The following is a 25,408-nucleotide window of genomic DNA, read 5'->3' as shown; positions in this document are numbered from 1 at the left end:
ATTGTATGAATATTTTAGGTCGAGCTTTCGGCTTGGTTATGTGCTCTTTGGTTGCCTTTAGTGTGAGTGCAACAGAGTTTAACGAGGCTCAAATTAAGGAGCGATTCGCTAAAATCGGTGTATCCGTAATGCAAATTGATTCTATTGAGGTCGATGGATTAGTAGAGGTGACGACGAATCAAGGAACCTTCTATGCAACCCCAACGGGCGATTACTTTATTCCGGGTAAATTGTACTCTCTCGACGATAAAGGTAATTACCAAGATGTCGCTGCACTTAGAAATGGTCCAAAGATCGTAAACTTACTCGATCAAGCTAGCGATGAGATGATTATCTATAAGGCAGACAATGAAAAATATGTTGTGACTGTGTTTACGGATATCTCTTGTGGTTATTGCTTGAAACTGCACAAGCAAATGGCGGAGTACAATAAGCTGGGTATTACTGTGCGCTATCTTGCTTTCCCAAGAGCGGGTGATCGCAGTGACATCGGCCAAACCATGGCTAATATTTGGTGTAGTGCCGATCCTGCTAAAGCGATGAACGATGCGAAGTTACGCGGTGAAGACGTTAACGCTTCGAGCGACAGTATTCAGCAATGCCAAACTATGATTTCCGATCAGTACCAGTTGGGCAAAGCGATTGGTGTATCGGGTACTCCAGCGGTATATACCTCAAAAGGGATGAATGTTGGCGGTTACCTGTCACCATCAGATCTGTTGAAGCGATTAGAATCACAAGGCTAACCTTTATAAGCGCTGTCATTAATTACAGCGCTTTCCTTCCTCCTTACTAGACTAAGAAGCCATGATCGAGATTAAACGTCGTCCTGCTGCTGATATTTCCAATCTGCCCACCACACTGTCTGCATTGATGCGACGTATTTATGCCGCTCGTGGTATTGAGTCTTCGTTACAATTAGAACGCGGTGCCAAAGGCTTGCTTCCGCCACAAAAACTCCATGGTATCAAAGCAGCTGCAGCGCTGTTGTTGAGTGCTATTAAAGACAACAAACGTATTATTGTGGTTGGAGACTTTGATGCTGATGGCGCAACCTCTTCCGCGCTGTCTGTGCTGGCACTGCGTATGTTGGGCTCGAGTAATGTTGATTATCTCGTACCGAACCGCTTCGAAGATGGCTATGGTTTAAGCCCAGAGGTTGTAGAACAAGCCATAGAAATGGGCGTTGATCTCATCATGACCGTCGATAATGGTGTTTCTTCTATTGAAGGGGTGCGGTTTGCCAAACAAAACAATATTCAGGTTTTAGTCACGGACCATCACTTGCCAGGGCATGTTTTGCCTGAGGCCGATGCTATGGTTAATCCCAATCTTCATGAATGCGATTTTCCATCTAAGGCATTGGCAGGTGTTGGCGTTGCCTTTTATTTGATGGTGGCGCTACGCGCATTGATGCGTCAAACAAACTGGTTCAGTGAATCTGGCGTGGCAGAGCCGAATCTGACGGAATTGCTCGATTTAGTCGCACTGGGTACCGTTGCTGATGTTGTACCATTGGATGAGAACAATAGAATCTTAGTACATCAAGGTCTACAGCGTATTAGGGCTGGACTTGGTCGCCCAGGTATTCAGGCCCTCATTGAAGTGTCAAAACGAGAATCTAGCCGTTTGGTTGCGTCTGATTTTGGCTTTGCTCTCGGACCGCGTATTAACGCGGCTGGGCGATTGGATGATATGTCATTTGGTGTAGAGCTATTGATGAGCAATAACATTCATGCAGCGAGACGCATGGCAACTGAACTTGATGCACTTAATATTACTCGCCGAGAAATTGAAGAAGGAATGAAGCAAGAAGCACTCGCATTTTGTGAGCGATTGCAGTTCAGTGCCGATCAAGAAATGCCTTATGGAATTACGTTATTTCAGCGTGATTGGCACCAAGGGGTGATTGGCATCCTTGCTTCAAGAATCAAAGATAAATTCCATCGACCTGTTATTGCATTCGCTGATGGTGGTGACGGCTTGATTAAGGGGTCATGTCGTTCAATCAAAGGGCTGCATATGCGTGACGCCTTAGATAAGATTGACGTACAAAACCCTGGATTAATCCTAAAGTTTGGTGGACATGCCATGGCTGCAGGGTTGACCATTAAAGAGAGCGACTTTACTCGCTTTAGTGAGTTATTTGATCAAGCGGTTCGAGATGAGGTGGATGAGCATGCCTTAAAAGGTATTGTGTTGTCTGATGGCGAATTGACACCTGAAGAGTTTAACATGCACACCGCAATGGAGATCCGTAATGGCGGTCCTTGGGGACAAGCTTTTCCTGAACCTATCTTTGATGGCGAGTTCAAGGTGTTGCACCAAAAATTAGTAGGAGAGAAGCACCTTAAACTAATGCTTGAACCTCTGCACAAGTCTCATGCCACCAACATTATTATTGATGCGATTGCCTTCAATGTTGATCTACGCCGTTGGCCTGATCCCGCCACAACAAAGATCAGAATGGCCTATCGACTTGATATCAATGAGTTTAGAGGTAATCAATCTCTACAACTTATGGTTGAGCATATTGATGCTGCCTAATAAGGCAGCCTAGTTTTCTCATTCTTAATATCCACTAACTTCAAAATATTTCTGTATCTTGGTCACATTTTTGAGTAAAATTCCGCGGTTATTTTCTATTCAAAATATTGGCCCAAGATGTTTGAAATCAATCCGATTAAAAACCGCCTACAGGACGTGTCTGAACGCACGAATGTCCTGAGGGGGTACCTTTGACTATGACGCTAAGAAAGAGCGCTTAGAAGAAGTAAATGCAGAGCTAGAACAACCTGATGTATGGAATGAACCTGAACGTGCACAAGCACTAGGTAAAGAACGTGCATCACTAGAAGCCGTTGTTGAAACCATTGATTTACTGGATCAAGGTGTAGAAGACGTGGAAGGCTTGCTAGAATTAGCGGTTGAAGAAGAAGACCAAGAAACTTTTGACGAGATTGAACCTGAACTTGCTGAGCTTGAAGCAAAGCTTGCGAAGCTAGAATTCCGTCGTATGTTCTCTGGTGACCACGATGGTGCTGATTGCTACATAGATCTTCAATCAGGTTCAGGTGGTACAGAGGCTCAGGATTGGACCAACATGATGCTGCGCATGTATTTGCGCTGGGCTGATGCAAAAGGGTTCAAGACAGAGGTTATCGAGGTTTCTGAGGGTGAGGTTGCTGGTCTTAAAGGCGCAACAGTGAAGATCTCTGGTGAGTACGCTTACGGCTGGCTTCGTACTGAAACGGGCGTACACCGTCTGGTGCGTAAATCACCGTTTGACTCTAGTGGTCGTCGCCATACCTCGTTTGCATCTGCATTTATTTATCCAGAGATTGATGACAACATCCAGATCGATATTAATCCATCAGATCTTCGTATTGATGTATACCGCGCCTCCGGTGCAGGCGGTCAGCACGTAAATACCACAGAGTCTGCTGTTCGTATTACTCACGTACCGACTAATATTGTAGTTCAGTGTCAGAATGACCGTTCTCAGCACAAGAACAAAGACCAGGCAATGAAACAGCTTCGTGCTAAATTGTTTGAATTCGAGTTGCAGAAACAAAATGCTGAGAAACAAGCAAACGAAGATGCGAAATCAGACATCGGTTGGGGCAGCCAAATCCGTTCTTACGTATTGGATGACTCACGCATTAAAGATTTGCGTACTGGTGTTGAAAATCGTAATACCCAAGCCGTGCTTGATGGCGACCTAGACAAATTTATTGAAGCTAGCCTGAAATCAGGTCTGTAAGCTTTTCACCGAAAAAGAAGAAAACAGGATACATCGAAAATGACTGATGCTGTTCAAAATGAAAACCAACAAGAAGAGAATAAGCTAATTGCTGAGCGTCGTAGCAAGCTGGATCATATCCGCAAGACCTGCAAAGCAAATGGCCACCCAAATGACTTCCGTCGTGAGCACCTAGCTGGCGATCTTCAAGCGGAATTCGGTGAAAAGACTAAGGAAGAGCTAGAAGAGCTAAATCACATCGTAGCGATCGCTGGTCGTGTTATGGCGAAGCGTGGTCCTTTCCTTGCTATCCAAGAAACGTCTGGTCGCATCCAAGCCTACGCAGCAAAAGATGTTCAAAAGCAACTTAAAGAGCAATACCAAGGTCTAGACATCGGTGACATCATCGGTGTTAAGGGTGCGCTGCACAAATCTGGTAAGGGCGACCTTTACGTGAACATGGAAGAGTACGAGCTGCTGACTAAAGCATTGCGTCCACTTCCTGAGAAGTTCCACGGTCTAACAGACCAAGAGATGCGTTACCGTCAACGTTATGTAGACCTTATCGTAAATGAAGATTCTCGCTCTGCGTTCATCATTCGCTCTAAATTAGTGTCGTCAATCCGTAACTTCATGAGCTCAAAAGGCTACTTAGAAGTTGAAACGCCAATGATGCACGTGATCCCTGGTGGCGCAACAGCGCGTCCATTCATCACGCACCACAACGCGTTAGATATCGACATGTATTTACGTGTAGCTCCAGAGCTTTACCTTAAGCGTTTAGTGGTTGGTGGTTTTGATCGCGTATTTGAGATCAACCGTAACTTCCGCAACGAAGGTCTGTCTCCGCGCCACAACCCAGAATTCACTATGATGGAATTCTATCAAGCTTACTCTGACTACAAGGACCTAATGGACCTTACTGAAGAGATGCTAAGCACTGCGGCAATGGATGTACTGGGTTCAACCTCTATGCCTTACGGTGAAGAGACAGTGGAATTTGGTGGCACATACGCTCGCCTGAGCATGTTCGAAGCAATCAAGCACTACAATCCAGACCACGCTGAGATCCAAGCACTTACAGAAGCCGACCTACAAGATCGTGACAAGATGGTAGCGATTGCTAAATCTGTACACGTACAAGTAGAAACGTTCTGGACTTGTGGTCAACTTCTTGAAGAGATTTTTGGTGAAACCGCTGAACCTCAGCTAATTCAACCTACCTTTATTACTGGCTACCCAGCGGACATCTCGCCATTGGCTCGACGTAGTGATAGCAATCCGTTCTTCACTGACCGCTTTGAATTCTTCATCGGTGGTCGTGAAGTGGCAAATGGTTTCTCTGAGCTTAATGATGCAGAAGATCAAGATGCACGCTTTAAAGCGCAGGTAGATGCGAAAGATGCAGGTGATGATGAAGCAATGTACTACGATGCTGATTACATTACAGCGCTAGAGCACGGTCTTCCGCCGACAGCAGGTCAAGGTATTGGTATTGATCGCCTAGCGATGCTATTTACCAACACCCACACTATTCGTGACGTGATCCTATTCCCGGCGATGCGCCCTCAGCAGTAATCGCAGTTATAGAACAATGAGCAAGCCACATCAGCGATGATGTGGCTTTTTTTATGTCCCTGATTCTACCGGTTCCACTTCCTCTTGTAGTTCAAGTAGGTTAATCGCAATAGCGACAAAATCACTATCAGTAATAATACCGACCAACTTGCTATTTTGTACTACTGGTAGGCACCCAACTTTGCGTTTTTGCATCATCATGGCACTTTCTCGCAAGCCAGCATGAGGGCTAACGGTGATGACGCTCTTACACATAGCCTGGTTGAGGGGAGTCTCTAGGGTATAAGCGCTTTTGTCTGGGTTAATCTGCAAGCTAGAGTCCTGCGCGGCTAATATGTCCCTTTGAGTCACTAAACCCAATAGCTCATCATCAACATCGACAACAGGCACGTGTCTAACCTCGTGCTCTGCCATCAGCTTTTTAGCATCAGCCAAAGTGTTGGAACGCAACAGGGTGTAGGGGTTGCGAGTCATAAGCTCGGCAATTTTTATCATAATAATCTCCTAGTAAGTTCCTAATCGATTCATCTGATTTAACTATAGTAATCAGGCTCTATTTATACTTTGATTTACCCCTTAATTTGGATGAAAAAACGCAGAAAAACCGACTATCAGTTAAACTTGTGACCCGACAATATCTCAGCTGATTTTCGTTACTGATCGAGTATCTTTCCTTGATCTTGTCGGGGGGCAATCTATACTAGCGCCCTGCAAAATTTTTAGCCTAGGAACGTTAATCGCCATGCAAGTATCAGATTTTCATTTTGACCTACCCGATGAATTGATCGCGCGCTATCCAATGCCAGATCGTACTTCGAGTCGCCTGCTGCAATTAACGGGCAATAGTGGTGAAATTCAAGATAAAAGCTTTACTGACGTGCTGGACTTAGTAAATGAGGGTGATTTGTTAGTATTCAATAATACCCGAGTGATTCCGGCTCGTGTATTTGGCCGTAAGGCGAGTGGCGGCAAGATAGAGGTGCTGGTTGAGAGAATGGTGGATGAGCATACGATATTGGCTCATGTGCGCTCTTCAAAATCTCCAAAGCCGGGCACTGAACTGTTCCTTGGCGATAAAGATCAGTACGCAGCTAAAATGGTCGCTAGGCACGATGCCTTGTTTGAAATTCGCTTTACTTCTGATAAAGCCGTACTGCAGATCTTAGAAGAAGTCGGTCACATGCCTTTGCCTCCTTATATTGATCGTCCGGATGAGGACTCAGATCAGGAGCGCTATCAAACGGTTTACAATGAGAAGCCGGGGGCAGTGGCTGCGCCAACAGCGGGTCTGCACTTTGATGATGAGATCTTAGAAAAGATTAAAGCAAAAGGCGCAAACCTTGCGTTTGTTACCTTGCATGTGGGAGCGGGTACATTCCAGCCTGTACGTGTTGATAATATTCTCGAGCATCACATGCACGCAGAATACGTAGAAGTAACTCAAGAGGTTGTTGATGCAATCAACGAAACCAAAGCGAAAGGCGGTCGCGTTATAGCAGTAGGCACGACTTCTGTGCGCTCATTGGAGAGCGCAGCTCAAGATGCTGTTCGCAACGGCACTGGTTTAAAGCCATTCTTTGGTGACACAGATATTTTTATTTACCCTGGTTACGAGTTTCAGCTGATTGACTGTTTGCTTACCAACTTTCATTTACCTGAATCGACATTGATTATGTTGGTGAGTGCCTTTGCAGGCTACGATAATGTAATGGGAGCATACCAACATGCAGTGGAGCACAAGTATCGTTTCTTTAGTTATGGCGATGCGATGTTTGTCACTCGTAAGGGCTTGTAATACCAATCACAGTAAATGAGTGATCAGAAATAGCGCAGGGAAAACGCCGTTATCGAGTGTTTTAACCAGCTAGAGCGAACAGTTATTTGCTACGATTGGTATAAATTAAGTTGAAAAGTTAGATACCATTCCGGTTTAATTAGAAGGGTTCTATACAATTCATTTCGTGAGTGCTAGCTATGCTAGGAGGCCTTGTTTCACAAGGCCTTTCGCGTAAATCGCGACCACTCTTTTTTGGGACAAGTCGAAAGTAGATTATTGTCCTAAACTAACCGTCAGATTGTTTCTCTGGCACATTGGAGTAATTCGTGAAATTTGAACTTAAAAAAAACGACGGCACAGCTCGTCGCGGTCAGTTGCAGTTTGAACGAGGTTCGGTTCAAACCCCTGCGTTTATGCCTGTGGGTACCTACGGTACTGTTAAGGGTATGACACCAGAAGAAGTGAAAGGGACTGGAGCTGAAATATTGCTAGGCAACACATTCCACCTTTGGCTTCGACCTGGGCAAGAAGTGATGAAGTTACATGGTGATCTGCATGACTTCATGAACTGGCAGGGGCCTATCCTGACCGATTCAGGTGGCTTTCAGGTATTTAGCTTAGGCGATATCCGAAAAATCACAGAAAAAGGTGTTCATTTCCGCAATCCAGTAAATGGTGACAAAATTTTCATGGATGCAGAGAAATCGATGGAAATTCAAAAAGATCTTGGCTCAGATGTGGTCATGATCTTTGACGAATGTACTCCTTATCCTGCTACCCACAATGAAGCTAAGAAATCCATGGAGATGTCTCTTCGTTGGGCTCAGCGCTCGCGCGATCACTTCGATAAGCTAGAAAACCCTAATTCTTTATTTGGAATTGTACAGGGTGGTGTTTATGAAGACTTACGCGATGTGTCAGTTGAAGGTCTAACTAAGATTGGATTTGATGGTTATGCGGTAGGTGGTCTTGCCGTTGGTGAGCCAAAAGAAGATATGCACCGCATCCTTGAGCACACGTGTCCACAATTGCCTGAAGATAAGCCTCGCTACCTAATGGGCGTAGGTAAACCTGAGGACTTGGTTGAAGGTGTTCGTCGCGGTATCGACATGTTTGACTGCGTAATGCCGACTCGAAATGCACGTAACGGCCACCTATTTGTGACTGGCGGTGTGATCAAGATCCGAAACGCGAAACATAAAACCGATACAACCGCTCTAGATCCTGAGTGTGACTGTTACACTTGCCAGAACTATTCTAAATCGTATTTGCATCATCTAGATCGTTGTAATGAGATCTTGGGCTCTCGCCTTAACACCATTCATAACCTTCGTTACTATCAGCGCTTGATGGAAAGCATCCGCACAGCGATTGATGAAGACAGGTTTGAATCTTTTGTAGAAGAGTTTTATGCACGTCGTGATCGCGATGTGCCGCCGATGCTAAAAGCTGACGCAGAATAAAAAAACAAGCATAAAAGGAGATGTAATCATACAAATTGTTGCATCTTCTTTGGTGGCTTTATCGCTTGCCCCTTGAAAAAGGGCCGATGAGACCACATTTTGTCTTATAACTTAAATTTAGTATTTTTTTAAAGGGGATTTTTAATGAGTCTATTCATTTCTCAAGCTCATGCAGCTGCAGAAGGTGGAGCACAAGGTGGTGGTTTTGAAATGCTGATCATGCTTGGTATGTTCGCAGTTATCTTTTACTTCATGATTTATCGTCCACAATCTAAGCGTGTTAAAGAGCACAAAAACCTAATCGCTTCTATGAGCAAGGGTGACGAAGTTCTAACTAGCGGTGGTCTAGTTGGCAAGATATCTTCAATCTCTGAAGAGAATGATTTTCTTGCTATCGAACTAAACCCAAATAACGAAGTTGTAATCAAAAAGGACTTTGTTACTGCAGTGCTACCAAAAGGTACGCTGAAATCTCTTTAGGAACAGCTAGAGGATCCTCGCTGTGTTAAACCGTTATCCGTTATGGAAGTACTTGATGGTGGTTATGGCCATCTTAGTTGCGGCTTTGTACGCGCTTCCAAATCTTTACGGTGAAGATCCAGCCATACAAGTCACAGGGGCACGTGGTGCCTCTGTTGATATGGCAACCATGGATTCTGTCACCAATGCTCTCGATAAAGAGAACCTTTCCCACAAATCTATCGCCCTAGAGAATGGCTCCATTCTTGTTCGCTTTAGCGACACTGATACCCAAATCAGTGCTCGTGACATAATTAGCGAAGCGCTAGGCTCAGACCTTATTGTTGCACTTAACCTTGCTCCAGCGACCCCTCATTGGCTAGAAACCATTGGTGCGGCTCCTATGAAGCTTGGTCTTGATCTACGTGGTGGTGTTCACTTCTTGATGGAAGTGGATATGGACGCTGCGATGGACAAGCTGATTGCGCAGCAAGAAGAAGCTTTCCGTAGTGAATTACGTGAAGACAGAATTCGTTACCGTGCAATTCGCGCTGGTAAAGATTCAGTTGAAGTGATTTTGCGTGATGCTGAGCAGCTTGCTCAAGCGGAAACCACGCTTAAGTCTAAGCACCCAGACATGATCTTTGTTGATTCAGATAGCAATGGTCGCTTTATGCTGACGGCTACCTTCAATGATGCTCGTCTAACCGAAATTCGCAACTATGCTGTTGAGCAAAATATTACTATCTTGCGTAACCGTGTGAACGAGTTAGGTGTTGCTGAACCATTGGTTCAACGTCAAGGCTCTAGCCGTATCGTTGTTGAATTGCCAGGTGTTCAAGACACTGCACGTGCTAAAGAAATTCTAGGTGCTACGGCAACACTAGAGTTTCGTGAAGTGGATATGCAGGCTGACTTAGCCGCTGCTGCGAATGGTCGCGTACCAGCAGGTAGTGAAGTTAAGTACGATCGAGATGGTCGTCCGGCGGTACTGAAAAAGCGTGTCATTCTTGGTGGTTCTAGCATTACTGATGCAAGCTCAAGTGCTGACGAATATGGTCGTCCTCAAGTAAACATCTCGCTAGATAGCGAAGGTGGCAGCAAGATGTCTGCTTTCTCTCGTCAAAATATTGGCAAGTTGATGGCAACGGTATTTGCTGAATACAAAGACAGTGGTAAACGTACGCCTGAAGGTAAGGTCATCCTTGATAAACACGAAGAGGTGATCAACCAAGCGACCATCCAGTCTGCTCTTGGTCGTAGCTTCCGTATTACAGGTATTGATTCTGCTTCTGAAGCGCACAACCTAGCATTACTACTTCGTGCGGGTGCATTGATTGCGCCAATCTCGATTGTAGAAGAGCGCACCATTGGTCCTTCTATGGGTCAACAGAATATCGATATGGGTATTCAGGCATGTATCTGGGGTATGGTGGCAGTAATGCTATTTACTCTTATTTACTACCGTAAGTTTGGCTTTATTGCGAACATGGCGCTAATGGCGAACCTTGTATTGATTATCGGTGTGATGTCGATGATTCCTGGTGCGACAATGACGCTTCCGGGTATTGCCGGTATCGTATTGACTGTCGGTATGGCTGTCGATGCCAACGTTCTGATATTCGAGCGTATCCGAGAAGAGTTGCGTGAAGGGCGAAATCCTCAGCAAGCGATTCACCAAGGTTACGCGAATGCATTTAGTACGATTGCCGATGCCAACATTACAACGCTAATGACAGCAATTATCTTGTTTGCTGTAGGTACTGGTGCGATTAAAGGCTTTGCTGTGACTTTGTCTATCGGTATTTTAACCTCAATGTTTACTGCGATTATCGGTACGCGTTGTGTGGTTAACCTGCTGTATGGCGGCAAGCGTGTTAACAAACTGTCGATCTAATTGAAGGTATTTCCATGTTTCAAATAATGAAAGCTGACAAAACGATCGACTTTATGCGCTGGTCAAAAGGCGCAGTATTGTTTTCGTTGCTAATGATTGCAGCTTCTATCTATACCATTTCAACTAACTGGTTGAATTGGGGCCTAGATTTTACCGGTGGTACTCTGATTGAGGTGGGTTTTGAAAACCCAGCTAATCTAGAAGAAATCCGAGCCTCTCTTGATGAAAAAGGCTTTGGCGATGCAACCGTGCAAAACTTTGGTTCTGCTCGTGACGTAATGGTGCGTTTACGCCCTCGTGACGATCTACAAGGTGAGCAACTTGGTAGTCAAATCATTCGTGCTTTAGAAGAAGGCACTGGCGAATCAGTAGAGATGCGTCGTGTTGAATTCGTGGGCCCTAATGTTGGTGACGAACTTGCAGAGGCAGGTGGTCTGGCGATCATCGTTTCTCTTATCTGTATCTTGCTGTACGTATCTATGCGATTTGAATGGCGTCTAGCGGCTGGTGCGGTACTTGCACTAGCGCATGATGTTATCATTACGATAGGTATTTTCTCTATCATGCAGATTGAGGTAGACCTGACGATCGTAGCGGCGCTATTGACTGTTGTGGGTTACTCTCTCAACGATACCATCGTAGTATTTGACCGGATTCGTGAGAACTTCCGTAAGATGCGCAAAGGTGAATCGGTTGATGTTATCAACGAAGCGATCACTCAAACATTGAGCCGTACTTTAATTACTTCTGGTACAACCTTGTTTGTGGTTATTGCCTTGTTTACTCAAGGTGGTGCTAATATTCACGGCTTTGCAACTGCATTGCTATTGGGTATTACAGTAGGTACTTATTCATCTATCTACGTAGCTTCGAACTTGGCATTGAAACTAGGTGTCTCTCGTGAGCACTTAATGCCACCTCAAGTTGAGAAGGAAGGCGCAGAATTTGACGAAATGCCTTAAGCCTTCGTTTAATTTCTAGTAGTCTTTTAAAGCGGTCAACGGTGAGTTGGCCGCTTTTCTTTTGAGCCCAATGTTGTAAGGAAACACCATGTCAGTAATTTCAAATAACAGTGCAGTGACTATGCACTTTGCTATCAAGCTTGAGGATGGATCGATTGCCGATAGTACCTACCAAATGGGCAAACCCGCTAAGCTAGTGATAGGTGATGGTAGTTTGAGTGACAATTTTGAGGCTTGCTTGCTTGGTTTGCAGGCAGGAGACAAAAATAGTGTTGAGCTGAAAGCGGTAGACGCCTTTGGTTTGTCTAATCCAGATAACATTCATCATATGGATCGTGCCAAGTTTGTTGGTGAAGCTAAGGTGGAAGTAGGAACTATCATGGCGTTTAATGGCCCTGATGGTATGGAGATCCCAGGCATTATCACTGAGATTGCTGGTGATTCAGTAACCGTTGATTTCAATCACCCTTTAGCAGGCCGTGATGTGACTTTCGATGTGGAAATTGTCGCAATAGACTAACCCTCGAACATTTAACTCTTCAACTAAACTTACCTAACAGGAGTACCCATTCACTATTCATGGTCATTCCTGTCTTGAGGTTACCACGATAATATCGGTACAATGAGCGCGACTTTAGGTTGCTCATTGACTGGGTAACAAGGCCTTCACTAATGAAAGAAAAGACAATGGAAATCCTATTAGCTAACCCTCGTGGTTTTTGTGCCGGTGTAGACCGAGCAATTAGCATCGTCGAGCGAGCGCTTGAGATGTATCAACCACCGATCTATGTTCGTCACGAAGTGGTACACAACCGTTTTGTGGTCGAAGGACTTAAGGCACGTGGAGCCATTTTTGTTGAAGAACTTAGTGAAGTACCAGACGATAATATTGTTATTTTTTCAGCGCATGGAGTTTCTCAAGCCGTGCGTAAAGAAGCCAAACAACGTGATTTAACGGTGTTCGATGCAACGTGTCCTCTAGTGACTAAAGTGCACATGGAGGTTGCTCGTGCAAGCCGTAAGAGCATTGAAGTGGTACTTATCGGGCATGCTGGGCATCCAGAAGTAGAAGGCACCATGGGGCAGTACGCTAGCGAATCTGGTGGTATGTATCTAGTCGAGAAGCCTGAAGACGTCGACTTACTAACAGTGAAAGATTCATCAAACCTGCACTATGTAAGCCAAACGACGCTTTCGGTTGATGAAACTGCAGATGTTATTGATAGATTGCGCCAAGTGTTCCCTGAGATCCAAGGTCCACGTAAGGATGACATTTGCTACGCGACTCAAAATCGCCAAGATGCAGTACGCACAATGGCAAATGAAGTGGACGTCATGATAGTGGTTGGTTCTAAAAACTCCTCGAACTCTACGCGACTCAAGGAGTTAGCTGAGAAGCTAGGCACTCCAGCCTATCTAACAGATTGCCCTGAAGATCTTGATGCACAATGGTTTAAAGGGAAGAATAAAGTGGGTATGACAGCAGGAGCTTCAGCACCTGAAGAGCTGGTTAATACGATCCTGGATAAGATCAAAACCTTATCGGATTGCAATGAGGTGACAGAGATTACGGGTCGCGAAGAAAATATGTTTTTCGAAGTCCCTAAAGAGTTGCAGGTTAAAGCGATTTAGCTTTTATTTGAATAAAAAAACGGGCTCCCAATTGGGAGCCCGTTTTACTTTGTAATGATTGAATACTAAACGTTTTCTGTTATTGGTTTAGGCTTCTCCTCGTCAAGGTAATCATCTTCACCCTTGCCTTTAGAGATCTTAATTACTGTACCTGTAATACCTAGCATTGTTAGAACACCAACGATGGTAGAAATCTGCATACCTAGACCAAAACCAAGAGTTGAATTATTCAGGATGAAGGTAATAACTACGGTGGTCATGAACATTGCAGGAACCGTTGTTACCCAGTGGAATTTGTTGTGACGCAATAGGTAAGCCGAAGCGGTCCATAGCATCATTACTGCGGTTGTTTGGTTAGCAAAACCGAAGTAACGCCAGATAACACCGAAGTCTACTTGAGTTAGAATGCCACCTAGAACGAACAGTGGAACAGCCATCATTAGGCGGTTACGCATAGCTCGTTGATCTAAATTGAAGTATTCAGCAAGGATCAAGCGGCTTGAACGAAATGCAGTGTCGCCTGAAGTAATGGGTAGGATTACTACGCCTAGGAAAGCGATGATGCCACCAAATACGCCTAATAGACCAAATGATGAGTCATAAACTACTTTACCTGGGCCACCATTAGCAACAGCGTCAGATAGTGCCTCTACAGAGCCGAAAAATGATAGTGCTAGTGCACACCAGATAAGAGCGATAATGCCTTCACCAATCATTGCGCCGTAGAATACAAATCGTCCGTTCTTTTCGTTATCCATGCAGCGAGCCATCAATGGAGACTGAGTGGCGTGGAAACCAGAGATTGCACCACAAGCGATAGTGATGAATAACGCAGGCCATAGTGGTAGGTCGTTAGGATTCATGTTTGAGAACATATCCTTAACTTCGAAACCACCCATGATAGTGTGCTCACTTGACATAGCGACTGCTGAAATTAGGCCTACTGACATGAAGATAAGTAACGCACCAAACAGTGGGTAGAAACGACCGATGATTTTGTCGACCGGTACGATAGTGGCGATGATGTAGTAAGTGAAGATGATGGCGACCATGGTGCTCATAGTCACTGTCATATCGGTTTGGTCATTCACTAGATTTGTTATCATACCTGCTGGCGCTGATACGAAAACCACACCCACAAGAAGCAGAAGAACAATGGCAAAAATGTTCATAAAGTGTTTTGCGCCATTGCCTAGGTAACGTCCAGTCAGTGTTGGTACAGAAGCACCACCGTTGCGTACGGAAAGCATCCCAGAGAAGTAATCGTGTACGGCACCAGCAAAGATACAACCTAATACGATCCAAAGCATTGCCGCAGGTCCGTATAGTGCACCCATGATTGGACCGAAGATTGGGCCTACACCAGCAATGTTAAGCAACTGAACTAGGTAAACCTTTTTGGTCGACATTGGTACGAAGTCAACGCCATCTTGTTTAGTAATTGCAGGGGTTTGACGGTTTTCATTGATGCCGAATATCTTTTCTATCACGGCGCCATAGATAAAGTAGCCAGCAATCAATGCTGCTACGCAGGTAAGAAACCACATCATAACTATATTCTCTTTTGGTTACGGGTTTAAATCAGGTAAATTTCTGACTACATAGTATGAAAACCATGGTGCAACTACATTCAGAGCTTGGGTTAGTGGTCGAATAGCGGTTTAAGTGGCGAAATATCCCCTTGAGTGGTTTTAAGAAGTCTTACTTTTTAGATAATGTGATCTGTGTGTGCTAAGCTCTTAAAAAACAACATGTTAAGTGAGTCACAATGAAAGGATTTAAGCTGGTTCTACTTTCTACCATTCCATTTTTGTTTGCCTGCGCAAGTGGGGATGAGGCGTTAGCGGAGCAGGGGGACTGGGAAGGCATTGGTTACGCAGATGGTATGAAAGGGCGCACTCAGCGCTCTTATTCTACTCTTAATGAGCTTGGTCCAGCCAACATGGGAGATTATGAGCAGGGTTATAGCAAAGGCGTTACCGAGTTTTGTAACCCTAACTTTGCTTATCAGATGGGGGTGTCTGGTGTGTATTACGAAGGGGTATGTGAAGGGACCAAAGATGCACAAAAATTTCGTATGGAGTGGCAACGTGGTTGGAACGAGAGTAATTAACTTGGCTATTAATATAGTGAATTAATTACTCCTTTTATACGATCAAAAGTAAAGGATTTATCCGCGAATAAATCCTTTTTGTTTTTCTAATTGCAGCTCGGCTTGTTGCCTATTTTGTCCTGTGAGTTGCATCATAATTGCGAGCTTTACTTGCATCCCTGAGCTAAATAGGACATTTTCGGCCTCTTGCTCACTGCACTCGGTAGCTTGCATAATAATTCTTACCGCACGCGCATTGAGCTTTTCATTACTTGGTTTAACGTCAACCATGAGGTTTTGATAAGCCTTACCCACCTTAATCATACTGGCCGTACTCAACATATTGAGCACTAACTTCTGCGCAGTTCCTGCTTTTAGTCGAGTAGAACCGGTTAATACCTCAGGTCCCACTACGGGGCTAATTGCTATCTTAGCAAGAGAAGCAATATCTGAATCTGGATTGCAAGACAGTGAAATCGTATAGGCACCAATTGCATTTGCATAACTCAACGCGCCAATCACATAAGGTGTTCGTCCACTGGCTGCGATGCCAACAACAACGTCTTTATCGGTTAGGCCGAGTTGCTTTAGGTCTTGCTCTGCTAAGGTCAAGCTATCTTCTGCTCCTTCTTGAGCACGAAACATAGCCTCTTTACCTCCGGCAATTAACCCGATCACTACAGTGTCATCCACGCTAAAGGTAGGAGGACACTCTGATGCATCGAGTACGCCAAGTCGTCCACTGGTACCCGCGCCAAGATAGATGAGTCGACCACTCTGTTGGAATGCCTCGCAGATGTGCTCTACAGCCTTGGCTATGTATGGCAGCTCTTTTTGGATAGCCTTTGGGACTTCCGCATCTGCCTGATTCATTTTCTCAACGATGTCTAAATAGCTAAGGGTATCGATGTTCATCGTCTCAGGATTTCGATTTTCTGAGACTAATTTTGAGAGTGAGTTGATCAATGTATTTTGTGACATGTAAAACCTTATTCTGGGTTGTAGATGACGCCAAGGGAGGTTGCTTGGCGTGCCCCTGTGACTTTAGGTAGATTGCTAGGAAGATTGTGAATGCGGCGATAGGCTAACCAAGCAAAGGCCAGAGCTTCCATATAGTCTCCACTAATGCCTTGAGAGTCCGTGGTATCTATATTCCAATCCAAAAGCAGTGTCGTTAGTCTTTGCATGAGTGTTGTATTGCGAGCCCCACCGCCGCAAACTAACAACATGTCATCATGCTGAGTGCTGTAAAGTTGGCATTGCTGAGCAATACTAAGAGCTGTAAATTCCAACAATGTTGCTTGTACATCTTCAGCTGGCAATGGTTCTTCTAGCTTGTTAATAATATGTTCAAGCCATGCTAGGTTGTAATGCTCTCTTCCCGTGCTCTTTGGCGGAAGCTCCAATAGGTAGGGATCTTGTATCAATAGATTAAGTAATTGAGGTTGGATTTTCCCACTGCGAGCAAAAAGCCCATCATGATCAAATTGCTTATTAAGGTGCTTTTGTATCCAAGCATCCATCAACATGTTGCCCGGTCCAGTATCGTAACCAAGCACTTCTCGTGTGGGGTGAAGCACAGAGATATTTGAGATGCCACCGATGTTCAATACCAACTTACAGCCACTGGTTACTGCGAACAATGTCTGGTGATAGGCTGGCACCAAAGGAGCGCCTTGTCCGCCAAGGGCCATATCTTTTCGTCTAAAGTCGGCGACAGTGGTGATACCTGTGTTTACTGCAATTAGGTTGGCGTCACCAATTTGAGTGGTAAAGGGGAAATCGCCAGTCGGTTGGTGGTAAACGGTTTGGCCATGACAACCTATGGCGGTGATGTCCGAGGAATCTAACTTTAGATAAGTTAAAAAGGCCTTAACCGCATCGGCATACAGTAGAGCAAATTGATGGTCGAGAGTACCGAGCTCTTGTAGCGTTGTTGACTGCCCTTGGCAGACGTCAAGTGTTCTTTGTTTTAGGCCTTTGGGTAGAGGGAATTCAAATGTCTCGAGGCAATGAGTGTTGCCATGCTCAAAGTGAGCCAGTGCGAGGTCGACACCATCCAAACTAGTGCCAGACATGATTCCAATATAGAGCTCTTTTTTGTCCATATTTGAGGGGTCAAATTCGTTCAGTCATTGTCAAAATACAATAAACTGAATACTCTGCTAATGCCACACTAGATATGCGATATAAGGATGAAAGATGGGCCCGCTTTGGTTAGATGTTGAAAGCTTTGAAGTTGATGCAGAAGAAAAAGAAATCTTGCAGCACCCTACGGTAGGAGGTGTGATTCTTTTTGCACGTAATTACCATGATAATGAGCAGCTACAAGCTTTAACAGACTCTATCCGTTCTGCTGCAAAACGCCCAATATTGATTGGTGTCGACCAAGAAGGGGGGCGAGTACAGCGCTTTAAAGACGGCTTTACCCGCATTCCTGCTGCGCAAAGCTTCGCTACTCACGCCAATGGTGAGCAACTAGCAAAACAGGCCGGCTGGTTAATGGCCTCTGAAGTCATTGCACATGGTATTGACTTGAGCTTTGCTCCTGTTTTGGATCAAGGGCACCAGTGCTTGGCGATTGGTTCGCGTGCTTTTGGTGAAGATAAAGAGACCATACTTCGTCATAGCACAGCGTATATGCTTGGAATGAAACAGGCGGGCATGGCGACAACAGGCAAGCACTTTCCAGGGCATGGTGGTGTGATTGCTGACTCTCATAAAGAGACTCCCATAGATCAACGTGAGAACATTTTTGATCTCGATATGGATATCTTCCGTGCGCAGATTGAAGCAGGACTACTTGATGCCATGATGCCTGCACATGTGATTTATCCAGCCTATGACGATAAGCCTGCCAGCGGTTCTGAATATTGGCTAAAGTCGATACTTCGCCAAAAATTGGGCTTTCAAGGCTTGGTATTTTCTGATGATTTAAATATGGAAGGGGCGGGAGTGATGGGCGGTGCCGCAGATAGAGCAATACAAAGCCTAAATGCGGGATGTGATATGGTTCTGATGTGCAATAACCGTGAACGAGCAGTACAGATCCTTGATGCTCTACCTGTTACTGATGTACCAAAGGCACAACTGCTAATGAAGAAAAAGTCTTTCAGTTTGAAAGAGCTACGTGGAAACCGAGAATGGAAAGAAGCGACTGAAAGTTTAAGTAAAGCCGAGCTTTTCCTTTAACACCTTGAGATAGCGCCTACTTACAGGGGCTTGGTAACCACCGATGGTGATGATCTCTGCCAAGCCTTGGTCCAGTAATTTTATCTCGCGAATTGCTTTTGGGCTGACTAGATATTGCCGATGACAGCGCATCAGCGGAGTTTTCTCTTCAAGTACCTTCAAGGTTAATTGACTGCTAGTGGTGTGCTCACTTGTTTGAATGTTCACACCACTAATATCACTGTACGCAACTTCAATAGCTTCGACTGGGACGAGCATTATTCTATTGTGACCAATGCAAGGAACCTGCTCTAGGGTAGTTGGAGTAATGGCTGATAAATCAACACTAAGCTGCTCTTTCTTAAATCGTTTAATTAGACGACATACCGTTTTCTCTAATCGCAGAGGATCAACGGGTTTAAGAAGATAATCAAAGGCATTGTCTTCAAAGGCTTGCAAAGCATATTGATCATAGGCAGTAATAAACACGACCGCTGGCATAGTATCAGGGTCTAGCATGCTCAGTAATTCAATGCCCGATACCTGTGGCATGTGGATATCTAAAAACACCACATCTGGTTTCAAAGTATTGATCTTTTGTAGCCCTACTATGGCATTGGCTGCTTGATCAATGATTTCAATCTGTTGCGTTTGTTCAAGAAGCTCAATTAATTCTTCTCTTGCAAATAATTCATCATCGATGACTAGGGCCTTAAGCATGCTTGTCCTTATAGTTGTTTGGGATGATAAAACTCATTCGAGTGTAATCGTTAGGATTGCATTCAATCCTCAATTGATACTGCTCTCCAAAGTAATTGCTTAGACGCTTAGTGACGATTTGCATCCCAAGCCCTGTTTGATCTTTGTTTTCAGGCTCATAAGAACCGGCGTTATCTTCCACGGTAATGCGATCGCCGGTGGCATCTGTGCTGCTATAGATCTTGACTACGCCATTTTCCAGTAGGTTGGAAATGCCATGCTTGATGGCATTCTCAACTAGGGGCTGCAATGTGAAACTGGGTACCATTTTGTCTAACAGGTGCTCTGCAATATCAATCTCAACCTCTAAGCGATCGACAAAGCGTGATTTTTCGATAGTTAGGTAAGAATTAACGTGCGCTAACTCTTCTCTAAGAGTAACAAACTCAGTATTTCGCTTCAGATTCCCACGGAAAAATTGTGAAAGATGCTGGATAAGTTCTCTGGCTTTGTGAGGATCGCGACGCGTGATGGCGCTGATAGTGTTCAGCGCATTAAACAAGAAATGTGGATTTACTTGTGCGTGCAATAGTTTTATTTCAGCCTGAGAGAGCAGCATTTTTTTTTGTTGATATTCACTGTTAAGGATCTGGCTAGAAAGTAGCTCAGCAATCCCTTTTGCCATCGTCATATTGATGGATGAAAAAAGCTTCACCCTTGGCTCATAAAGTTTAATGGTACCTATTACTTTATTATCAGCAATAAGAGGAATAACTAAAGCAGAACCTAGCTTGCAGTCAGAGGAAAGGGAACATTGATAAGGGCTTTTTCTACCATCAAGATAGATAATTCGCTGCTCTCTGATGGAGGTGTGGGTGTATTCAGAAGAAATAGGGGTATTGGGTCTATGGTGATCCGAACCAATACCTTCGAAGGCTAAGATCTTATCTTTATCGGTAATGGCAACCGCGCCAACATGAGTTTCATCTTGAATAATAGAAGCAATTTTTTGGGCGCTTTGGGTATTGAGTCCATCAGACAGTACACCGATGGTTCTCTCTGCAATATTTAGGGCTCGCCTAGAATAAGCAGAAGAGTATTTCTCTAAGATGGCGCGCCTATCTTGTAGGATACTAATAAAGAACGCAGCGCCAAGGGAGTTGGCCAGAATCATTGGTATAGCGATAGCCTCTACCAGAGATATTGCTTGTTCCATGGGTTTTGCCACAATCACAATAATCAGCATTTGCATGATTTCAGCCACCAAGGTGACGTTAAATACAATTACTGCACTGAATAGGCGATCTGTTTTGCCTTTTTTGACCATATATAAGTGAACCAAGCCACCAATCAACCCTTCTGCTGTGGTGGAAATAGCACAAGCAAGGTCAGTGAACCCTCCCATTGAGTAGCGGTGCATTCCCCCCGTGAAACCTACCGCGAACCCAACCAGTGGCCCTCCAAATATTCCCCCAAGAACCGCACCAATTGCGCGAGTATTAGCGATAGCATCATCGATTTGTAAACCAAAGTAGGTGCCGAGAATACAGAACAGTGAAAACATGACGTAACAGATAAGTTTGTGGCTACGCCTTTCTGAAATATTGAGGAGAGGGATAACCAATGGGGTCTTGCTTAGTGTGTAAGCCACCATGAGATACACACACATTTGCTGTAGGAGAGAAAGGATTAATTCCATTTTTGGTAAACTCAGCGCATTAGATACTCCTAATTCTATACTTATTGTTGTTTTGAGCTGGATTTTTTATTGTGAAAACAAGGGGTAGAACATCAGTGAAGTGAATAGAGAGCGACAGCAAATAATTGCCATAACTCAGTGGTGTAAACTTTAACGTACGATAGGTGTATTTTTTGATGTACAAAGTGGTTGCTTTTAAATCTGGGTTCGGTATTGTTTCAAGCATACCTTGAAAGCTTATGTACAAATTTATTTACGGTGACACTATGCAACGCAGCGAACTTAGCAATATTCATATCAGTGACGAACAAATCCTTATTACTCCAGAAGAGCTAAAAGCGAAGATTCCTTTGAGTGAATCGGCAAGACAGTTTGTTCAACAATCGCGTGAAACGATTGCTGATATCATCAAGAAGAAAGATCATCGCTTATTAGTAGTATGCGGTCCTTGCTCTATTCATGATGTAGAAGCAGCTAAAGAATATGCGAAGCGTTTAAAAGCATTGTCAGACGTTGTCGGTGACCAGTTATACCTTGTGATGCGAGTGTACTTTGAAAAGCCTCGTACTACGGTAGGCTGGAAAGGCCTGATCAATGACCCACATTTAGATGGATCATTTGATATTGAACATGGCCTACACACGGCGCGTAATTTGCTGGTGGAACTGGCAGAAATGGGCATTCCACTTGCAACAGAAGCGCTAGACCCAATTAGCCCTCAGTACGTGGCAGATACCTTTAGTTGGTCAGCAATTGGTGCTCGTACTACTGAGTCTCAAACACACCGTGAAATGGCGAGTGGTCTGTCAATGCCTGTTGGTTTCAAGAACGGTACTGATGGTAGTCTTTCTACTGCTATTAACGCAATGCAAGCGGCATCCTCCAGTCACCGATTCATTGGTATCAACCGTGAAGGACAGGTTGCACTGCTGACAACTAAAGGTAATCCAGATGGCCACGTTATTCTTCGTGGTGGTAAACAAACTAACTACGATTCAGTGTCTGTTCGTGAGTGTGAAGATGAATTAGCAAAAGCGGGCCTAGATGCAGCGCTAATGATTGACTGTAGTCATGCCAACTCTCGTAAAGATTTCCGTCGTCAACCATTGGTAGCGTCTGATGCAATCCAACAGATCAGAGAGGGTAACAAGTCCATTATTGGCTTGATGATTGAAAGTAACATTAATGAAGGAAATCAAGGTTCTGATATTCCTCTAGACCAAATGAAATACGGTGTTTCTATTACCGATGCGTGTATCAATTGGGAATCAACTGAGGCACTATTAAATAAAACTCATGATGAGTTGATTCCGTTTTTACAAAACAGATTGAAGTAAGCAGTAGAGTACGAAAATGGCAAAGGAACTACAGGGTTTAAGAGATAAGATTGATTCAGTAGACAAGCAAATGCTTGATTTACTGGAGCAACGATTGAAGTTAGTGGAAGAGGTAGGTGAGGTTAAGAGCGAGCATGGCCTGCCTATCTATGCCCCAGATCGTGAAGCAGCAATGCTAGCCTCGCGTCGACAAGAAGCAGAAAAGCGTGGCGTTCCAGCTCAACTTATTGAAGATATCCTGCGCCGAGTGATGCGTGAGTCCTATGCCAGCGAAAAAGACTCTGGCTTCAAGTGCCTCAAACCCGATTTAGGTGACGTAGTCATTATCGGTGGTAATGGTCAGCTTGGCGGTTTGTTCAAGAAAATGTTTGAGCTATCTGGCTACAAGGTGAGTGTTGTAGGTAGTAAGAACTGGCATGAAGCCGATTCCATGTTTGCAACCGCGGGTTTGGTGGTCGTTACCGTACCAATTAATAAAACTGAGTCGATTATTGCTAAGTTAGGTAACCTGCCGAAAGATTGCATCTTATGTGACTTCACCTCAATTAAAGCCAAACCACTGCAGGCAATGATGGACGTACACGCAGGTCCCGTAGTGGGCCTTCACCCAATGTTTGGACCTGATGTGCCTAGCCTCGCTAAGCAGGTTATCGTTCATTGCGAAGGACGCGGTGGAGAAAACTATCAATGGCTTTTAGACCAGTTTGCTATTTGGGGGGCAAGTCTATGTCCTATGGATGCAGAGCAACACGATAACGGCATGACCTTGATTCAGGCGCTTCGCCACTTTACTTCTTTTGCTTATGGCTTACATCTAAGCAAAGAAAACCCGAACATTGATACCTTGCTGAAATTAAGCTCACCAATCTATCGTCTTGAAATTGCGATGGTCGGTCGACTGTTTGCACAGGATCCAGATCTTTACGGGGATATCATTCTGTCTTCAGAGCAAAACGTGGAGATGATTAAACGCTTCCACGCTCGATTTGGTGAGGCCTTGGCGTTATTGGATAACCATGATAAAACCGCCTTTGTTGAGCAGTTCAATGCGGTATCTGGGTGGTTTGGTGACTACTCACAACAATTTATGAGTGAAAGTCAGAACCTACTCAAACAAGCCAATGACTCGATACAAAGAGATTAAATGAACAAAGGGCCGCAATATGCGGCCCTTTTCTTATCGCTTGAAGCTAATAGCTGAGTGCTTACTTAGTTACGCGCTTGTACTTAATGCGGTGTGGTTCAGCCGCTTCAGGCCCCAGAGTTTTCTTCAGCCATTCCATGTATTCGTTGTAGTTACCTTCGTAGAAGTTAACCTGCCCCTCATCACGGTAATCAATGATGTGAGTTGCGATACGGTCTAGGAACCAACGGTCGTGCGAGATAACCATTGCACAGCCAGGAAACTCAAGTAGAGCCTCTTCTAGTGCACGTAAGGTTTCAACGTCAAGGTCATTGGTTGGCTCATCGAGAAGCAATACGTTGCCGCCTGTTTTAAGAAGCTTAGCAAGGTGAACACGGTTACGTTCACCACCAGAAAGCTGTCCCATGACTTTTTGTTGGTCTGAGCCTTTGAAGTTAAAGCGTGAGCAGTAAGCACGGGCTGGAATTTCAAAGTTGTTGATCTTGATGATGTCAGCACCCTCAGAGATCTCTTGGAAGACGGTCTTCTTGTCATCTATGCTGTCACGGAACTGATCAACAGAAGCCAGTTTAACCGTATCACCCATTTCAACAGTGCCTGAATCAGGCTGCTCTGTGCCGCTTAGCATCTTGAATAGAGTTGATTTACCCGCACCGTTAGCACCGATAATACCTACGATAGCACCCTTAGGCATGCTAAATGACAAGTCATCGATCAGTACACGGCCATCAAAAGATTTAGTTAGGTTCTTAACTTCGATAACTTTGTCACCTAGACGCTCACCTGGTGGGATGAATAGTTCGTTGGTTTCGTTACGTTTCTGACGATCGCCGCTTTGGAGTTCTTCAAAGCGAGCCATACGAGCTTTAGACTTAGATTGACGACCTTTAGGATTTTGACGAACCCATTCAAGCTCTTTCTCGATAGTCTTTTGACGAGCACTCTCTTGAGAAGCTTCTTGCTGTAGACGGGCGTCTTTTTGCTCAAGCCAAGAGGTATAGTTGCCTTCCCATGGAATACCTTCACCACGGTCAAGTTCTAGAATCCAGCCAGCTGCGTTATCCAGGAAGTAACGGTCGTGGGTAATCGCCACAACGGTGCCTGAGTAGTCAACAAGGAAGCGCTCTAGCCAAGCGACCGATTCTGCATCCAAGTGGTTGGTTGGTTCATCAAGAAGTAACATGTCAGGCTTCTCAAGAAGAAGGCGACAGATAGCAACACGGCGACGCTCACCACCAGAAAGGTGTTCAATTTTTGCATCCCACTCAGGTAGGCGAAGTGCATCAGCAGCACGCTCAAGAGAGTTTTCAAGGTTGTGCCCGTCTTTTGCTTGGATAAGCGCTTCAAGATCACCTTGTTCTTTAGCTAGCGCATCAAAATCAGCATCGGGTTCAGCATAAGCTGCATAAACCTCGTCCAGTCGCTTCATTGCACCGGCTACGTCTGATACCGCTTCTTCAACGATTTCACGAACGGTCTTGGATTCATCCAGTTTAGGTTCCTGTGGAAGGTAACCAACGTTCAGTCCAGGTTGAGGACGTGCTTCACCGTCGATATCTGTATCGATACCCGCCATAATGCGAAGAAGTGTCGACTTACCAGCACCGTTTAGACCCAGAACACCAATTTTGGCGCCAGGGAAGAAACTTAGTGAGATGTCTTTTAGGATTTGACGTTTTGGTGGCACAACTTTGCTCACCCGAGACATGGTATAGACGTATTCAGCCATTACCTAGAGATCCTGTGTTAAATGGAG

At 44.6% G+C, this 25,408-nt stretch carries 22 protein-coding genes; 15 read left to right on the top strand and 7 right to left on the bottom strand.

Annotated elements, in window-relative coordinates; translation table 11 throughout:
• The first annotated feature begins 5 nt into the window (after positions 1 to 5).
• The 4 genes from dsbC to lysS all read left to right on the top strand — a co-directional run bounded on the left by dsbC (position 6) and on the right by lysS (position 5,320).
• The gene (gene dsbC / locus OCU48_RS10990) at positions 6 to 746 is read left to right on the top strand and encodes a bifunctional protein-disulfide isomerase/oxidoreductase DsbC (RefSeq protein ID WP_141344987.1); all 741 of its coding nucleotides are present in this window, start codon (positions 6 to 8) and stop codon (positions 744 to 746) included.
• Between the two features lie 61 nt (positions 747 to 807).
• Positions 808 to 2,547: a single-stranded-DNA-specific exonuclease RecJ gene (gene recJ / locus OCU48_RS10985; RefSeq protein WP_141344988.1), complete on the top strand. Its 1,740-nt coding sequence runs from the start codon at positions 808 to 810 to the stop codon at positions 2,545 to 2,547.
• Between the two features lie 117 nt (positions 2,548 to 2,664).
• A protein-coding gene (gene prfB / locus OCU48_RS10980) for a peptide chain release factor 2 (protein ID WP_141270722.1) occupies positions 2,665 to 3,763 on the top strand; the annotation gives its coding sequence in 2 pieces (ribosomal slippage) (positions 2,665 to 2,739 and positions 2,741 to 3,763; 1,098 coding nt in all).
• Positions 3,764 to 3,802: 39 nt separating this feature from the next.
• The gene (gene lysS / locus OCU48_RS10975; protein WP_141344989.1) at positions 3,803 to 5,320 is read left to right on the top strand and encodes a lysine--tRNA ligase; all 1,518 of its coding nucleotides are present in this window, start codon (positions 3,803 to 3,805) and stop codon (positions 5,318 to 5,320) included.
• Between the two features lie 51 nt (positions 5,321 to 5,371).
• On the opposite strand, the gene OCU48_RS10970 is transcribed toward lysS, so the two are convergent.
• Positions 5,372 to 5,815 (bottom strand): CBS domain-containing protein, encoded by a 444-nt coding sequence (locus tag OCU48_RS10970; protein ID WP_141344990.1) that lies wholly within the window; start codon positions 5,813 to 5,815, stop codon positions 5,372 to 5,374.
• A 247-nt stretch (positions 5,816 to 6,062) separates the two neighbouring features.
• On the opposite strand from OCU48_RS10970, the gene queA reads away from it, so the two are divergent.
• The 7 genes from queA to ispH all read left to right on the top strand — a co-directional run bounded on the left by queA (position 6,063) and on the right by ispH (position 13,510).
• Complete coding sequence (gene queA / locus OCU48_RS10965; protein WP_141344991.1) at positions 6,063 to 7,115, top strand: tRNA preQ1(34) S-adenosylmethionine ribosyltransferase-isomerase QueA; 1,053 nt, start codon at positions 6,063 to 6,065, stop codon at positions 7,113 to 7,115.
• A 308-nt stretch (positions 7,116 to 7,423) separates the two neighbouring features.
• Positions 7,424 to 8,560, top strand: a complete 1,137-nt coding sequence (tgt, locus tag OCU48_RS10960) for a tRNA guanosine(34) transglycosylase Tgt (protein WP_141344992.1) — start codon at positions 7,424 to 7,426, stop codon at positions 8,558 to 8,560.
• 144 nt (positions 8,561 to 8,704) lie between these two features.
• Positions 8,705 to 9,040 carry a preprotein translocase subunit YajC gene (gene yajC, locus OCU48_RS10955; RefSeq protein WP_141270717.1) on the top strand — a complete coding sequence of 112 codons (336 nt, stop codon included), beginning with the start codon at positions 8,705 to 8,707 and terminating at the stop codon, positions 9,038 to 9,040.
• Positions 9,041 to 9,062: 22 nt separating this feature from the next.
• On the top strand, positions 9,063 to 10,916 hold the full coding sequence (secD, locus tag OCU48_RS10950) for a protein translocase subunit SecD (RefSeq protein WP_141344993.1): 1,854 nt from the start codon (positions 9,063 to 9,065) through the stop codon (positions 10,914 to 10,916).
• A 14-nt stretch (positions 10,917 to 10,930) separates the two neighbouring features.
• Entirely contained in the window at positions 10,931 to 11,878 is a 948-nt protein-coding gene (gene secF, locus OCU48_RS10945) for a protein translocase subunit SecF (RefSeq protein WP_141344994.1), read from the top strand.
• Between the two features lie 88 nt (positions 11,879 to 11,966).
• Positions 11,967 to 12,398: an FKBP-type peptidyl-prolyl cis-trans isomerase gene (gene fkpB / locus OCU48_RS10940; protein ID WP_141344995.1), complete on the top strand. Its 432-nt coding sequence runs from the start codon at positions 11,967 to 11,969 to the stop codon at positions 12,396 to 12,398.
• 167 nt (positions 12,399 to 12,565) lie between these two features.
• Positions 12,566 to 13,510: a 4-hydroxy-3-methylbut-2-enyl diphosphate reductase gene (gene ispH / locus OCU48_RS10935; RefSeq protein WP_141345016.1), complete on the top strand. Its 945-nt coding sequence runs from the start codon at positions 12,566 to 12,568 to the stop codon at positions 13,508 to 13,510.
• A gap of 65 nt (positions 13,511 to 13,575) precedes the next feature.
• On the opposite strand, the gene OCU48_RS10930 is transcribed toward ispH, so the two are convergent.
• Positions 13,576 to 15,060, bottom strand: a complete 1,485-nt coding sequence (locus OCU48_RS10930) for a carbon starvation CstA family protein (RefSeq protein ID WP_141344996.1) — start codon at positions 15,058 to 15,060, stop codon at positions 13,576 to 13,578.
• Between the two features lie 218 nt (positions 15,061 to 15,278).
• Between OCU48_RS10930 and OCU48_RS10925 the strand changes: the two genes are divergently transcribed.
• Positions 15,279 to 15,623, top strand: coding sequence for a DUF2799 domain-containing protein (locus tag OCU48_RS10925; protein ID WP_141344997.1), 345 nt, complete (start codon positions 15,279 to 15,281; stop codon positions 15,621 to 15,623).
• Between the two features lie 57 nt (positions 15,624 to 15,680).
• On the opposite strand, the gene murQ is transcribed toward OCU48_RS10925, so the two are convergent.
• Both murQ and OCU48_RS10915 read right to left on the bottom strand, forming a co-directional pair.
• Entirely contained in the window at positions 15,681 to 16,583 is a 903-nt protein-coding gene (murQ, locus tag OCU48_RS10920; RefSeq protein ID WP_141344998.1) for an N-acetylmuramic acid 6-phosphate etherase, read from the bottom strand.
• 8 nt (positions 16,584 to 16,591) lie between these two features.
• Positions 16,592 to 17,710: an anhydro-N-acetylmuramic acid kinase gene (locus OCU48_RS10915; protein ID WP_141344999.1), complete on the bottom strand. Its 1,119-nt coding sequence runs from the start codon at positions 17,708 to 17,710 to the stop codon at positions 16,592 to 16,594.
• A 94-nt stretch (positions 17,711 to 17,804) separates the two neighbouring features.
• Here OCU48_RS10915 and nagZ point away from each other — a divergent pair, with 94 nt between their 5' ends.
• Positions 17,805 to 18,794, top strand: coding sequence for a beta-N-acetylhexosaminidase (gene nagZ / locus OCU48_RS10910; protein WP_141345000.1), 990 nt, complete (start codon positions 17,805 to 17,807; stop codon positions 18,792 to 18,794).
• Here the strand turns inward: nagZ and btsR are convergent.
• On the bottom strand, positions 18,768 to 19,493 hold the full coding sequence (gene btsR / locus OCU48_RS10905; protein ID WP_141345001.1) for a two-component system response regulator BtsR: 726 nt from the start codon (positions 19,491 to 19,493) through the stop codon (positions 18,768 to 18,770). The two genes, nagZ and btsR, sit on opposite strands and share 27 nt — an antisense overlap.
• Positions 19,486 to 21,171 carry a sensor histidine kinase gene (locus OCU48_RS10900; protein WP_167496169.1) on the bottom strand — a complete coding sequence of 562 codons (1,686 nt, stop codon included), beginning with the start codon at positions 21,169 to 21,171 and terminating at the stop codon, positions 19,486 to 19,488. Before OCU48_RS10900 ends, btsR begins: the two co-directional genes overlap by 8 nt.
• Before the next feature lie 266 nt (positions 21,172 to 21,437).
• On the opposite strand from OCU48_RS10900, the gene OCU48_RS10895 reads away from it, so the two are divergent.
• Both OCU48_RS10895 and tyrA read left to right on the top strand, forming a co-directional pair.
• Positions 21,438 to 22,508, top strand: a complete 1,071-nt coding sequence (locus OCU48_RS10895) for a 3-deoxy-7-phosphoheptulonate synthase (protein WP_141345018.1) — start codon at positions 21,438 to 21,440, stop codon at positions 22,506 to 22,508.
• Positions 22,509 to 22,524: 16 nt separating this feature from the next.
• Entirely contained in the window at positions 22,525 to 23,652 is a 1,128-nt protein-coding gene (tyrA, locus tag OCU48_RS10890) for a bifunctional chorismate mutase/prephenate dehydrogenase (protein WP_141345002.1), read from the top strand.
• Positions 23,653 to 23,713: 61 nt separating this feature from the next.
• Here the strand turns inward: tyrA and ettA are convergent, their stop codons facing one another.
• Positions 23,714 to 25,381 carry an energy-dependent translational throttle protein EttA gene (gene ettA, locus OCU48_RS10885; protein WP_141345003.1) on the bottom strand — a complete coding sequence of 556 codons (1,668 nt, stop codon included), beginning with the start codon at positions 25,379 to 25,381 and terminating at the stop codon, positions 23,714 to 23,716.
• Positions 25,382 to 25,408 lie beyond the last annotated feature (27 nt).

The organism is Vibrio inusitatus (genome assembly GCA_024346935.1).
GTDB lineage: Bacteria > Pseudomonadota > Gammaproteobacteria > Enterobacterales > Vibrionaceae > Vibrio > Vibrio inusitatus.
The sequence above is the reverse complement of the archived record's forward strand: the minus strand, read 5'-3'. Positions and strand labels throughout refer to the sequence as shown.